The sequence below is a fragment of the Affinirhizobium helianthi genome (assembly GCF_042680945.1).
In the GTDB taxonomy this organism is placed as follows: domain Bacteria; phylum Pseudomonadota; class Alphaproteobacteria; order Rhizobiales; family Rhizobiaceae; genus Neorhizobium; species Neorhizobium helianthi.
In genome coordinates, this window is sequence record NZ_JBHUEQ010000008.1 from 14,946 (window position 1) to 28,302 (window position 13,357).

Genomic DNA, 13,357 nt, shown 5'->3' on the forward strand with positions numbered 1-13,357 from the left:
TATAGGTCAGGTGACCTGCTAGAAAGACTAGGTCACGTGACCTTTTTGTCAATCAGAATTTGCAGCCAGGGAGTGTCTAATGGATGGAAAACCGGAGGTTCTGAGGGGCGAATCTTCCATCCGAGAGATTGTGGCGCCAGTCGGACTGCACGACGTTGACAACCAGTACTTTGGAGCCTCCGTCGCGACAAGCAAAGGGCGTCAGCGTGTCAAGCTGCTTTTAGAGGCGGCACTGGAAGTGATTGAGGTCGATGGCTTTGAAGGCATGACGCTGCGCTCGGTCGCGAGGAAGGCCGGAATTACGATAGGTAACCTGCAGCATTACTATCCAACTCATGAAGCACTTTTACAGGCGGTCACGCGCTATGTTCTGTACCATTATCTGGAAGAATACGACCGACTGGCTGACGCTCATGCCGGCAATATGGAGCGCCAATTCGAGGAAACGATTCGCTTCCTTATCGATGATTGCAAATCAAAAAGGACCAACGCGGTCTTTTTCAGCCTGTGGGCGCTTTCGCAGCGTAACGAGTTTGTATCCGAACTCATGGACCTGATGTACACGGATCACCGTCGCACCCTGGAGCGCCAACTTGCCGTTATCAATCCGCATATCGCACCGGAGAGATTGCCGAGGCTTGCGGCCCTCATCGCGGTGCAGATCGAGGGTTTGATGCTTCTGATTTCAGCAGGCAGACCCAAACACGCGGAACTCGAGGGGATCGAAGAAGAGTGCATGCGTCAGATCATGCGATTGGTTTATGAGGACGTCTAACATTTGGCACTTCCCTCCCGGTGCTATTGTATAGGGAAGTAGAAACTCGCTTAACCGAGCCCGGAGCAAAGAGTGCTATCTTCATCGACCCGTCTCGTCGCTTCGGCAGCACAGAACGCGAAACACCACCGCGGAGAGCACGGTGGTGTCTTTCTAGTGGCAGTATTTGCGTTGCTACACTGAAGCTTCGCAGCCGTCCGGCATCCCTCAGCTTAGCTGCTGCCGCCCGATCCTTGCGTAGATGTTCGGGTGTCTTGATCTGTAGTACAAAGCAAGGAGCACCCCGAGGACGAACAATGACCAGATGACAATCTGCAGAACCATCGCAGTGGTCACATCACCGCCCGTCAAATCAACGAAGTTTGATGCTGCTAGATAGACGGCCGCGCCCAGACCGACAGTCGCCAATGTTGGCGCGACAAGGGTTTGCCAAGCGCTGACGTCAGTGATTTCCCGCTTCTTCTTCGCGAAAAAGACAAGGATTGAGATGCTGGTCAGAAACATGAGAAACAGGAGTGGAAAGCCGCCGGCGCCTGCAAGCCAGGCGTAGGTGATATTCGGGTCTGACGCTGAGAACGCGAGTACCCCGATAACAAGGACAACCGAAAGCATTGCGGATGCTACGTAAGGGGAACCGTGCTTCGGGTGGACTTGTCCGAGCACCTTCGGCAGCGCTTCGTCTACCCCAAGAGAGTGGCAATAGCGCGCAATGATGTTCTGGCATGAAAGCACTGCCGCGAAGGCCGAGGAGACGACCAGAACTGACAGAACGCCACCTGCCCAGTTGCCGGCCGAGTTGATCATGGCATTCGCGAACATACCAGTCGGATCCGACGTAGCCACCGCCTGCGCCTGGGTTACGCCATAAGCGCTGATGAGCAACCAGGTCGTGATCACATAAAAAATGCCGATGAAGCAGACGCCGAGATAGGTCGCCTGTGGAATCGTTTTGCGGGGTTCCCGGCTTTCTTCGCGGAAGACGGCTGTGGCTTCAAAACCAAGGAATGTGATCACCGCGAACAAGACGCAGATGCCGACGACACTGCTGTCGAGTGCACCCCAATGGAAGGACGCGGTTGACAGGCCTTCAGGTCCTCCCTGCTTAACAACGAGCAGGTCGAAAATCAAAACGATACCGATCTCCAACGCCATCACGATGGATAGGACCTTGGCAGACAGATCGATGCGTAAGTAGCCGAGTATGCCGACTGCTACCACCAGGGCGAGCGAGTAGATCCACCAGGAAAGCGCAGGGCCGCCAAGAGTATTGGCTACCAGGTCGCCGGCGATGATACCGAAGAAGATGGTGATGCCGAGACCAATCATCAGATAGCCAAGGATGGCGGTGAAACTGGCTGCAAGACCGAGAGGCTGACCAAGTCCGGCTGTGATATATGCATAAAATGCACCAGGATTTGGAAGGTATCGGCTCATTGCAGTGTAGCCAACTGAGAAGAGAAGCAACAATCCCATCGCCACTGCAAATGCGATCGGTGCTCCTGCACCTCCAAATTGGATGACCAGCGGCAGCACGCCAACCACACTCGCAAGAGGGGCCGCAAAGGCGACAACGGTCAATGCGAGTTCTACTGGCCCCATCCGACCCTGAAGACGAGAAGTAGTAGGTGAACCGTCGGATCCCGACGTGGATGCTGTAGGAATTGTCATATGCCGTTCCCCTTTTTCCGATTAGGCAATGACATGAGAAAATCATACATCAGCGTCAATTTCCATACTACTAGTTCGATATATTTCTGGCGGTCAGATTAAAATCATCTGGTTCAAAAAACGCTTGCTTCGAGTTCGGGCGCTGGCAGAATGTCGTCTGTGTCGTGGAGGGAGAAATAGTCCATGATTTGGGAAGTTGGGCGGATCCGCGCGTCAGATGCTGAGACAGAAGCGACTTCAAGACTTTCCTGGCGGGCCAAGATTCAAACGATGCTGCCTTGGCTTAAGGCTGTCGTCGGAGCTTACACTAAAAGAGTGATGCGAGGCATGGCTGCCCTTCGTGAGGAAGGACATGCTCCCGACGGTGACGGTGACGGTGACGGTGAAGAGTGGTGGGACCGCTATTTTGATACAATGTATTGGAACCGTTGAGGTATTTCTTCCGCTCCATCCATGAACTGTGAAGAAGCGATTCGTGCGTGACACCCGTCTTTTTATTGACTTACGCGCTGGCTAAGCGATGTAAGCGATGTGCGGGACGCCTTTTATCAAGATTGACGACTGTCTGATGCAAGGGGACGACTTTATGAGCACAACTGAGCGAATCGAAGATCGCGTCCAAGCTTGGACTGGTCAACAGAGGGCCTTGGGCGAGGAAGTTTTCGAACTCCTCGAAAAATCGCTTCGAGGTGTGCTCGTTAAAACCTACTCTGCCACTGTGCCTGACTTCAATGGGTTGAGTGATGAGGTCTACCAAAATGAACGTTTGACGTTTCAACGCATCGCGACGGGAGATTTTTCCTCCAATTACTTTGCCACGCAAGCTGAGATAACGACCGCTCTCGCTAAGGAACTGGGCTTCACGCAGTTTCTGGTTCCCGGCTATGCCACATACGCGGGCGAGCTGGCTTTTGCTCTCATGGAGGAGACAAAGTGGAAGCCGGCGTCCAGACGGCGAGAACTGCTCCTGAGCCTGATGCAATCAGTCTTCGTAGATGTGGCGGTTGCGATGCATCATTTCTTTGTAGAGCTTTCAAACGCAGCAGCTGAGGAGAAAGAGATACGTGACGCAGTAGTGCGTCGGCAAGCCGAGGAGGACCGCGCTTCGATGCGCGTGCTGCAGGATGCCATACGCGCCCTTGCTGCCCGAGATCTCGTCTTCCGCATAACCCAAGATGTTGCTCCGAACGCTGCCGAAACCAAGAACCACTTCAACTCCGCTTTGGCCGACTTGGCGGCAGTCATGGTCGAGATTCGTAGCGGCGCACATGACATCCACGCGAGTACAAACGAGATTGACAAGGCAGCTCTTGATCTGTCCCGACGAACCGAGAGTCAGGCCGGTGCCCTGGAAAAGGCGGCAACTGCTCTCGAACACGCAGCGAGTGGTGTGCGTGATTCCGCATCGCAAGCTGAAGCGGCTCAAGCCGTTATCGCCACGGCCAGCCGCGATGTTGGGGTGTCAACGGCTGTGATGGATCGTGCTGAGCAAGCCATCCAAGACATTGCGAAGAGCGCGGAGGAAATCGGCAAGATTGTAGGGGTTATCGACCAGATAGCTTTCCAGACCAATCTTCTTGCCCTGAATGCAGGAGTAGAGGCTGCGCGTGCAGGAGACAGTGGAAAAGGATTCGCCGTTGTTGCGGCGGAAGTCCGAAACCTATCCCAGCGTTCTGCGGAGGCGGCACGGGAGATCCGCGAGCTCGTTTCGCTTAGCGCATCGAAAGTGGCCCAGGGCGTGGAACTGATCGAAGGAACAAGTTCTACTTTGAAGACAGTCGTTCTTCAGGTGGGTGAAATCAATCGAATAATCGGGAGCTTGTCTGCAGCATCTGTCGCGCAATCGACAACTATTGCGGAAGTCAGCGCCGCCGTCAGCCAGATTGACAGAATGTCCCAGCAGAACGTGGGAATGGTTGAGGAGACGACTGCCGCCACTGCGGAGTTAAACGCAAAGGTATCAAGTCTTAACGCGTTACTTGCTGAATTCGCCCTTCCAGATGCCGCGAAATCGGCGAGGATCAGGGATGCATCTTAACGTCAGCGACAGCACGGATTCCCTTCAGGCGGAGTATAGTAGCTTCTGTTGTGGCAGGCAGTGTGGCATCGCGGCCTTCGAACAAACGACCGATGGCAGCGTCGGCGTATTCTGACAGTTTGAGGTAGGCGGAAGCAAAGAGCGAGCGCGCTTCCGCTCCCGGCCAATCCGCAGGTGTGGTTCCTTTTGGCAAAAGAGGGTCCGCGAGAAGTACACGGCGGTAAATATGGACGAGGAGAAGGCGCAAGAAGACAGCGCTCAAACCGTCAATCTGATCGTGAGCCCGCAGTTTATCAACCAAAGGTGAAAAACGGTTGATGAACGCCCGGTATTCAGATGCATACGTGTCAAGCGGCCACAAAGTGCGCGCAAGCTCTGCCAATTCAGAAGCGCCCTGATCCAAGGTGGCGTTGAACTGCATTCCTTCGGTCGGAGATGGGTAGTGAGCGTGGTTCGGTCTTATGAAAATGTCATTTGCGATCGCTGCAAAATGCTGACGTCTGAGTGCATCCGGGAGGGGAGCACGCGTGCGGAGGATCGTCCATCCGTTTGAAGGCGTGATCGGCTCATACAACAAGCGCGCGGCCAGGTCGAATTCTTCGCGTGCTGCTTCTGCTAGCTGGTAGTAGCTCCGCCTTCCGTCCCGGATCCCGGTCAGTCGCCCGGCGCTTACCAAGCGTGACACGGCGGTCCGTACTTGTGTCTCAGTGATCTGGAATTGCGCACAGATCTCAATCAGGTTTCCTATCCACAAAACGCCGCCGCGCGGGACGACTATATCGCCATAGATGGTCACGATCATCGCTGGCGCGGTCAGGCTTAAGCCTTCCGTGAAAGATGCGCCTATCCCGTACTGCCCTTTCGAACCTGCCAAGAACTAACCCCTTCCGCCGAACGCTTCGTGCCCGTTCAACTCGCAATGGCCTGAAAACGCAAGCTTGATTGCATGCGCCCCGAGATCCTTGGCAAGCTCAAGTCGAAAACATCACACAATTATAGAAAAATCGCTTTTCCATGTAATGTTTGTTTGTTATGATTGACCGGTCGGTTGGCGAAAGAGGGCGCGCGCCGGCCATTGAGGAGGTAATTCATGTCGGAAGCATATATCTGCGATGCGGTTCGTACGCCGATCGGGCGCTATGGCGGGGCTCTGTCCTCGGTTCGAGCAGACGATTTGGCCGCTTTGCCGCTGGCGAGCCTCATGCAGCGCAACCCCAATGCGGACTGGTCGCTGGTTGATGATCTGATTTACGGCTGCGCCAACCAGGCTGGGGAAGACAATCGTAATGTCGCTCGCATGGCCGCGCTCCTTGCGGGAATGCCTGTTTCGGTGCCTGGTACGACGGTCAACCGTCTTTGTGGCTCTGGCATGGATGCGGTGGGGATGGCGGCCCGTGCCATCAGAGCTGGTGATTGCGATTTCGTTATCGCAGGTGGCGTGGAAAGCATGAGCCGGGCCCCCTTCGTTATGCCAAAGGCAGACAGTGCATTTTCCCGTGCCAACGCGGTCTACGACACGACAATCGGCTGGCGGTTTGTCAATCCAAAGATGAAGAAAGATTTCGGCGTCGATTCGATGCCGCAGACGGCCGATAATGTTGCAGGTGATTTCGGTATCAATCGCGCTGATCAGGATGCCTTTGCTGCCCGTAGTCAGGCGCGCTGGGCGGCAGCTCAAGAGGCCGGCATTTTTGCAGATGAGATCGTGCCTGTGCATGTTCCCCAGAAAAAGGGGGATCCTCTTGTTGTCGATCGCGATGAGCATCCCAGGCCGGGAACGACGGCCGAGCAGCTTGCCAAGCTGAAGGGCGTGAATGGGCCCGATCTTTCGGTTACGGCTGGCAATGCGTCTGGCGTCAATGATGGCTCGGCTGCCCTCTTGGTTGCGAGTGAGGCTGCGGCCAAAACGCATGGGCTTTTGCCCAAAGCGCGTGTTGTAGCCATGGCTGCCGCAGGCGTCGAGCCGCGCATTATGGGTGTCGGTCCGGCCCCTGCCGTGCGTCGCGTGCTAGAGCGCGCCAAGCTTTCCATTAATCAGATGGATGTGATTGAGCTGAATGAGGCGTTCGCGTCCCAGGCTCTTGCCGTGCTGCGTGATCTTGGTCTGCCGGATGATGCGGCACACGTGAACCCGAACGGCGGTGCCATTGCTATGGGCCATCCTCTCGGGATGAGCGGGGCGCGCCTGGTCACCACCGCAACCTATCAACTTCACCGCCAAGCTGGACGCTATGCGCTCTGCACGATGTGCGTCGGCGTCGGTCAAGGTATCGCAATCGTGCTTGAGCGCGTTTGAAGCTTAATCAGGAGGAGTAACCATGTATGCACAGTTGGTAAAGACCGATGCGTCCCGCGTGCGGTCCCTCGAAGAGATGGATCAGCAGGAGCGGGCTTTTCAGGAGCGCATTGACGCTGGACAAAAGATCGAGCCGAAAGAATGGATGCCCGAGGGCTACCGCAAAACGCTGGTGCGGCAGATCAGCCAGCATGCTCATTCGGAAATTGTCGGCCAATTGCCTGAAGGTAACTGGATTACGCGTGCGCCGACACTGGAGCGCAAGGCAATCCTTCTTGCCAAGGTGCAGGACGAAGCAGGTCACGGTCTCTATCTCTACTGTGCCGCTGAAACGCTCGGCATCAGTCGTGATCAAATGTACGAGCAGCTGCACTCCGGCAAGGCAAAATACTCCTCGATCTTCAACTATCCGACGCTGACCTGGGCCGATATCGGCACGGTTGGTTGGCTGGTGGATGGCGCTGCAATCATGAACCAGGTGCCTCTCCAGCGCTGTTCCTACGGTCCGTATGCACGGGCCATGGTGCGTATCTGCAAGGAAGAAAGCTTCCATCAGCGCCAGGGTTATGACGCGTTGATGCGCATGGTTAAGGGGACGCCTGCCCAGAAGGCAATGGTGCAGGACGCACTGAATCGCTGGTGGTGGCCTGCCTTGATGATGTTCGGCCCATCCGATGATGCCTCCGTGCATTCGGCTCAATCTATGGCCTGGAAGATCAAGCAGAATTCCAATGACGAGCTGCGCCAGAAGTTCGTAGACCAGACGGTACCGCAAGCAAAATATCTTGGCCTCACGATCCCCGATCCCGACTTGAAGTGGAACGAGGAAAAAGGTGGCTACGACTTTGGCGAGCCTGACTGGGAAGAGTTTTTCAATGTGATCGCTGGTAACGGCCCTTGCAATGCGGAGCGTCTGAACGCGCGCAAGAAAGCATGGGAGGATGGTGCCTGGTTCCGCGATGGCCTTTCTGCCCATGCAGAAAAGGCAGCAGCTCGCCGCGCCTCAAGCAAAATCGCCGCTGAATAGAGGAGAAAGCGCTATGTCTCAGGAATGGCCGCTTTGGGAAGTCTTCATTCGGGGTCAGCATGGCCTCAACCATCGCCATGTTGGAAGTCTGCACGCTCCCGACGCAGAAATGGCAATCAACAATGCGCGTGATGTCTACACGCGCCGTAACGAGGGTGTCAGCATCTGGGTGGTGAAATCTTCGGAGATAACGGCCAGTTCACCTTCTGAAAAGGGACCGCTTTTCGATCCTTCGAATTCGAAGGTCTACCGGCACCCGACATTCTTCGAAATTCCGGATGAAGTGGGGCATATGTGATGGCGGTTGCGGCATTTCATCCCAGCGTCAGCCAAGCCGCGCTTTTGGAATTCCTGTTGCGGATTGGTGATAACGCGCTGATTTTGGGGCATCGGGTTTCGGAATGGTGCGGTCATTCGCCAGCACTTGAAGAGGATATCGCGCTGTCCAATACGGCGCTGGATTTGATCGGGCAGACACAGCTGTGGCTTGGTTTGGCCGGCGAAGTGGAAGGCAAAGGCCGCTCCGCTGACGATCTGGCCTACCTGAGGGACGGGTTCGATTTTCGCAACATCCTGCTGGTTGAGCGTCCAAATGCTGACTTTGGCAAGACCTTGATGCGGCAATTCCTGTTCGATGCCTGGCACTACCTTCTTTTGAGAGCGCTGCGGGATTCGTCTGACAAACGTATTGCTGACATTGCGGAAAAGGCGTTCAAGGAAGTCTCTTATCACCTTGACCGCAGTCGTGATCTCGTCATCCGTTTGGGTGACGGCACGACCGAAAGCCATCGCCGTATGCAGGAGGCTTTGGAAGATCACTGGCCCTACACGGGTGAGATGTTCCTGGCCGATGGGTTCGATGCGGAACTCGCTGAAGCGGGTGTGATCCCGGCACCCGAAAGCCTCAAGGCTGGGTGGGAGGAGATCATATCCGAAGCTTTGTTGGAAGCCACATTGAAGAAGCCAGCTGATGGCTACATGCATAAAGGCGGCCGTCGCGGTGTGCACACGGAATATCTCGGTTTCATTCTGTCCGAGATGCAGTTCCTGCAGCGTGCTTACCCCGGTGCGACTTGGTAGGTGCGATCATGGATGTCGCGCCACGTCCGTCGATAGATGAAGTCTGGCATTGGCTGCGGCAGGTGCCAGATCCGGAAATTCCGGTGATCTCACTGACGGATCTGGGCATTATCAGAAACGTCGCATGGCAGGACGACACCTTGGTGGTCACGGTCACGCCGACGTATTCCGGCTGTCCGGCCACGTCGATCATCAATCTCGATATCGAGACGGCGTTAACCCAAAAGGGCATTGCAAAGGTCAGGGTCGAACGGCAGCTATCCCCTGCCTGGACCACGGACTGGCTAAGCGCCGAGGGCCGCGAAAAGCTTAGGGCCTACGGCATCGCACCGCCCATCGATGGCACGGCGCCTGACGGTATCTTGATGAAGCGGATCGACCGGCTTTCGGGCACTTCGAACTTGTCAATTTCCTGTCCGCGCTGTGGGTCTGCCCAAACCGAGAAAATCAGCCAATTCGGCTCCACACCTTGCAAGGCAAGCTATCGCTGCACCGACTGTTTGGAGCCGTTCGATTATTTCAAGTGCATCTGACCCACAGGGAGAGGGCTCTTATCATGGCACGTTTTCATCCTCTGACCGTGACCGACATTCGCCGCGAAACACGCGATGCAGTTGTTGTCACGCTTACTCCGTCCGCTGAGGACAGTCCTGCTTTCGCATTCACGCAAGGTCAATATCTTACGTTCCGTCACATGTTCGACGGCGAGGAATTGCGCCGCTCCTATTCGATTTGTGCGGGCACGAATGAGGGCTGTCTGAAGGTTGGCATCAAACGCGTGGATGGCGGCTGCTTTTCCACCTGGGCCAACGAGAATCTGAAGGTTGGCGACACTCTTGAAGCGATGCCGCCGATGGGCACATTTTTCACCGGCCTGGAGCCGGAAACCGCCAGGAACTATCTGGGCTTTGCAGGCGGCAGCGGCATCACGCCTTTGCTGTCGATCATCAAGACAGTGCTTGCGCGTGAGCCCCACTCGCGCTTCACACTTGTTTATGCGAACCGGCAAATCAGCTCGATCATGTTCCGCGAAGAGCTGGAGGACCTGAAAAACCTTTATCTTGGCCGCTTTTCGGTGCTGCATGTATTGAAGAGCGAAGCCCAGGATATCGATCTGTTCACGGGGCGTATCGATGCCGAGAAATGTGCCGCTCTTTTCAAGCACTGGATCGATATCAAGTCCATCACGACAGCATTTATTTGTGGACCTGAACCGATGATGCTGACCATAGCGTCATCGCTTCGTGACCATGGCCTGCGCGATGATCAGATCAAGTTCGAACTCTTTGCCTCTTCGCAACCGGGCAGGGCTCGCCGCCGGGTGGAAATCGTGGCGGGTGCGGATCACGGCGCAATGTGTGAGGCAACGGTGACACTCGATGGCACCACACGCACGTTCAAGTTTCCGAAGCATGGGGTTGCGCTTCTCGACGCAGCAATCGAGAATGCAATGGATGTTCCCTATGCCTGCAAAGGCGGGGTTTGCTCGACCTGCCGTGCCAAGATCATTGAAGGCGAGGCCGAGATGGAAATCAACCATGCGCTGGAAGATTACGAGGTGCGTCAGGGCTACGTGCTGACATGCCAGTGCTTCCCGCTCAGCGATCGTATCGTTGTCAGCTACGACCAGTAGGGGAGTAGACCAGATGACAGACAAAATTTCGATTGAGGATTATCTGGCGCAGGGGGGGATGCTCTCTTCCCCTGCAAATGTGCCCTCTCGTTACCGCGGAGAGCTTCTGCGGGTGATGGCAAGCTTTGTCGACAGCGAGCTTGCTGGATCGGCCGGTTTTGCCGACACGATCAACGATGCGCCTGGCATCCAAGAGCGAATTTCTGCTGCACGCATTGTGCTGGAAAAAGCGGATCATGCTTCTCGTGTGTTGAACGTTATGGAAACGTTTGGTGCGAATGCGGAGCGCTATGCCGTAAACCATCCATGGTCAGCCCGCGTGGCGCGTGACACGGATCTCGGTCAAGCACGCCAGGCGATTGATATGCGTCTTTCGGTTTTTCATTATCCGCTGGACGGGTGGGTGGATGCTGTCGTCATGAACGTGTTGATGGGCAAGGCGAGCGTGATACAAATCGATGAACTCGCCCGCATGTCCTATCAGCCACTTGCTGATGTCTTGCGCGCGATCCTGCCACGTGAACGCGGACATGCAGAACTCGGTCTGGCCGGGCTGGTTCAAATTGTTGACAGGTCAGATACTATGGCGCGCGCGAAAGCCTCGGTTCAATACTGGTATCCTCGCGTTGCAGCCAGTTTCGGTCAGTCGAGTTCCGAGCGGTTTGAAACTTTGGTGCGCCTTCGGATCCGTCACACACCAAACGAGGCCCTTCTTGCAAAATGGCGAGATGAGCTCGACGGGCAGCTTTCCGCGCTCCGTCTGAATTGAAAGGAAGTACCATGAACGTCTTGGCAAAGCAGCCACGCCGGCTCGAAAGCTATGTGGGTGGACAATGGGTTGTCGGTGCACGCGAAGGCGTACCTTTGCTCGACGCGTCAACCGGGGTGCCGGTCGCGTTTATCGATTCCAGCGGCATCGATTTTAAATCTGTTCTGGCCTATGGGCGTGACAAAGGTGGCCCTGCATTGCGTTGCCTTTCCTTCCACGAACGCGCTGCCATGCTCAAGGCAATTGGGCAGGCTCTGATGGAGCGCAAGGAAGAGTTTTACGCGCTCTCGGCCGCCACCGGTGCCACGCGGGCTGATAGTTGGGTCGATATCGAAGGCGGTATCGGCACGCTTTTGTCCTATGCTTCCAAGGGGCGGCGTGAACTGCCTAATACCCGTGTTCTCCTCGATGGCGACCTGGAAGCCCTTTCCAAGGATAATACATTCTCCGCACAACACATTCTAAGCCCGCTCCATGGTGTGGCTGTTCACATCAATGCGTTTAATTTCCCGTGCTGGGGCATGCTGGAAAAGCTGGCGCCGACGCTGCTGGCAGGAGTTCCTGCAATCGTAAAGCCAGCCAGCCAGACAGCCTATCTGACGGAGTTGATGGTACGGCGGATCATCGAGACAGGTCTGCTTCCCGAAGGTGCCTTGCAGCTCGTCTGCGGATCGGTGGGCGATCTTCTGGATCACGTCGAGGGGCAAGATGCCGTGACCTTCACCGGATCAGCGTCCACCGGGCAAAGGTTGAAGACGCACAAGGCTATCGTCCAAAACTCGGTTCGCTTTACGATGGAAGCGGACAGCCTCAATGCGGCGGTTCTAGGCCTCGATGCAGCACCCGGCACCGAGGAATTTGACCTCTTCGTCAAGGAAGTCGCACGGGAAATGACCGTTAAAGCTGGCCAGAAATGCACGGCTATCCGTCGCGTCATCGCGCCGAGATCTTACAGTGAAGCGCTCATTGGCAGCCTTCGGGACAGGTTGTCGAAGACGACGGTGGGCAACCCTGCGGATGAGGCCGTGCGCATGGGGCCACTTGCAAGCCTTGATCAACGCGAAGAAGTGCGCGCACGCATTCGCGATCTTTCTGCTGATGCCAAGATTGTTGCGGGCGATCCAGACAATCCGACTGCCTTGTCCGGCGACCCGCAAGCCGGTGCGTTCCTCAACCCCGTTTTGTTGTATTGCGAGAAGCCTGGCTCTGCGTCGTCCATCCATGATGTTGAAGCCTTCGGCCCGGTCAGCACCATTATGCCCTATGACACGGCCGAGGAAGCGGTTGATCTGGCGCGTCGCGGCAAGGGCAGCCTGGTTGCTTCCGTCTTCACGAACGATCCTGGTTTTGTTGAAGAGGTTGTTCTGGGTATCGCACCGTTCCATGGCCGTGTAATGATCGGCAACCGGGTGAGCGCAAAAAGCTCCACTGGTCACGGTTCGCCGCTGCCAGGGCTGGTTCATGGCGGACCGGGCCGTGCTGGCGGTGGCGAGGAACTGGGCGGTATGCGTGGTGTGAAGCACTACATGCAGCGGACGGCTGTCCAAGGAGCTCCGACCATGTTAAGCGCGGTTACTGGCCGCTGGACGGCGGGTTCAGATGTTCGAGCCGATGGTGAGCATCCGTTCCGCAAGTCCCTTGCCGAGCTAAAGGTTGGCGATCAGCTGATCACGGCAAGCCGCACAGTAACGCTGGACGATATCGAGCATTTTGCGAACTTTACCGGCGATACCTTCTACGCCCATATGGATGAGGAGGCTGCAAAGGCCAATCCGTTCTTCGATGGTCGCGTAGCACACGGATATCTGATTGTTTCCTTCGCGGCAGGCCTGTTTGTAGATCCGGCGCCGGGTCCGGTTCTCGCCAACTACGGTGTCGACAACCTGCGTTTCCTGACGCCGGTCAATCCTGGCGATACGCTCAGGGTCCAACTCACCTGCAAGGAGATCAATCCTCGTGCTAACGCAGAGCATGGTGAAGTGCGGTGGGATTGCCGTGTCAGCAACCAAAATGATGCCGCTGTAGCACAGTATGACGTGTTGACCATGGTCGCCAAGACAAGGAACTGATG

13 protein-coding genes are annotated in these 13,357 nt (G+C 56.0%); 11 read left to right on the forward strand and 2 right to left on the reverse strand.

Going from position 1 to position 13,357, the window contains the following annotated elements:
* Positions 1 to 79: 79 nt before the first annotated feature.
* Positions 80 to 775: a TetR/AcrR family transcriptional regulator gene (locus ACFSE1_RS06310; protein WP_377398036.1), complete on the forward strand. Its 696-nt coding sequence runs from the start codon at positions 80 to 82 to the stop codon at positions 773 to 775.
* 207 nt (positions 776 to 982) lie between these two features.
* On the opposite strand, the gene ACFSE1_RS06315 is transcribed toward ACFSE1_RS06310, so the two are convergent.
* Entirely contained in the window at positions 983 to 2,353 is a 1,371-nt protein-coding gene (locus ACFSE1_RS06315; protein ID WP_377398039.1) for an APC family permease, read from the reverse strand.
* Between the two features lie 273 nt (positions 2,354 to 2,626).
* Between ACFSE1_RS06315 and ACFSE1_RS06320 the strand changes: the two genes are divergently transcribed.
* Both ACFSE1_RS06320 and ACFSE1_RS06325 read left to right on the forward strand, forming a co-directional pair.
* Positions 2,627 to 2,875, forward strand: coding sequence for a hypothetical protein (locus tag ACFSE1_RS06320; RefSeq protein ID WP_377398042.1), 249 nt, complete (start codon positions 2,627 to 2,629; stop codon positions 2,873 to 2,875).
* A gap of 154 nt (positions 2,876 to 3,029) precedes the next feature.
* Entirely contained in the window at positions 3,030 to 4,481 is a 1,452-nt protein-coding gene (locus ACFSE1_RS06325) for a methyl-accepting chemotaxis protein (RefSeq protein WP_377398045.1), read from the forward strand.
* Here ACFSE1_RS06325 and ACFSE1_RS06330 read toward each other — a convergent pair.
* On the reverse strand, positions 4,465 to 5,355 hold the full coding sequence (locus ACFSE1_RS06330; protein WP_377398048.1) for a PaaX family transcriptional regulator C-terminal domain-containing protein: 891 nt from the start codon (positions 5,353 to 5,355) through the stop codon (positions 4,465 to 4,467). The genes ACFSE1_RS06325 and ACFSE1_RS06330 overlap by 17 nt on opposite strands.
* A 216-nt stretch (positions 5,356 to 5,571) precedes the next feature.
* Between ACFSE1_RS06330 and pcaF the strand changes: the two genes are divergently transcribed.
* From pcaF to paaZ, 8 genes are read left to right on the forward strand one after another with little or no spacing between them, the layout of a single operon-like run.
* Positions 5,572 to 6,777: a 3-oxoadipyl-CoA thiolase gene (pcaF, locus tag ACFSE1_RS06335; RefSeq protein ID WP_377398051.1), complete on the forward strand. Its 1,206-nt coding sequence runs from the start codon at positions 5,572 to 5,574 to the stop codon at positions 6,775 to 6,777.
* A gap of 22 nt (positions 6,778 to 6,799) precedes the next feature.
* Complete coding sequence (gene paaA, locus ACFSE1_RS06340; protein WP_377398054.1) at positions 6,800 to 7,804, forward strand: 1,2-phenylacetyl-CoA epoxidase subunit PaaA; 1,005 nt, start codon at positions 6,800 to 6,802, stop codon at positions 7,802 to 7,804.
* 13 nt (positions 7,805 to 7,817) lie between these two features.
* Positions 7,818 to 8,102, forward strand: a complete 285-nt coding sequence (gene paaB / locus ACFSE1_RS06345) for a 1,2-phenylacetyl-CoA epoxidase subunit PaaB (RefSeq protein WP_377398057.1) — start codon at positions 7,818 to 7,820, stop codon at positions 8,100 to 8,102.
* Positions 8,102 to 8,884: a 1,2-phenylacetyl-CoA epoxidase subunit PaaC gene (gene paaC / locus ACFSE1_RS06350; RefSeq protein WP_377398060.1), complete on the forward strand. Its 783-nt coding sequence runs from the start codon at positions 8,102 to 8,104 to the stop codon at positions 8,882 to 8,884. Before paaB ends, paaC begins: the two co-directional genes overlap by 1 nt.
* Positions 8,885 to 8,892: 8 nt before the next feature.
* Entirely contained in the window at positions 8,893 to 9,417 is a 525-nt protein-coding gene (paaD, locus tag ACFSE1_RS06355) for a 1,2-phenylacetyl-CoA epoxidase subunit PaaD (protein ID WP_377398063.1), read from the forward strand.
* A 23-nt stretch (positions 9,418 to 9,440) separates the two neighbouring features.
* Positions 9,441 to 10,517, forward strand: a complete 1,077-nt coding sequence (paaE, locus tag ACFSE1_RS06360) for a 1,2-phenylacetyl-CoA epoxidase subunit PaaE (RefSeq protein WP_377398066.1) — start codon at positions 9,441 to 9,443, stop codon at positions 10,515 to 10,517.
* A 13-nt stretch (positions 10,518 to 10,530) separates the two neighbouring features.
* Positions 10,531 to 11,286: a Phenylacetic acid catabolic protein gene (locus ACFSE1_RS06365; protein ID WP_377398069.1), complete on the forward strand. Its 756-nt coding sequence runs from the start codon at positions 10,531 to 10,533 to the stop codon at positions 11,284 to 11,286.
* An 11-nt stretch (positions 11,287 to 11,297) separates the two neighbouring features.
* A complete protein-coding gene (gene paaZ / locus ACFSE1_RS06370; RefSeq protein WP_377398072.1) occupies positions 11,298 to 13,355 on the forward strand; it encodes a phenylacetic acid degradation bifunctional protein PaaZ in 2,058 nt (685 codons plus the stop codon).
* Positions 13,356 to 13,357: the final 2 nt, after the last annotated feature.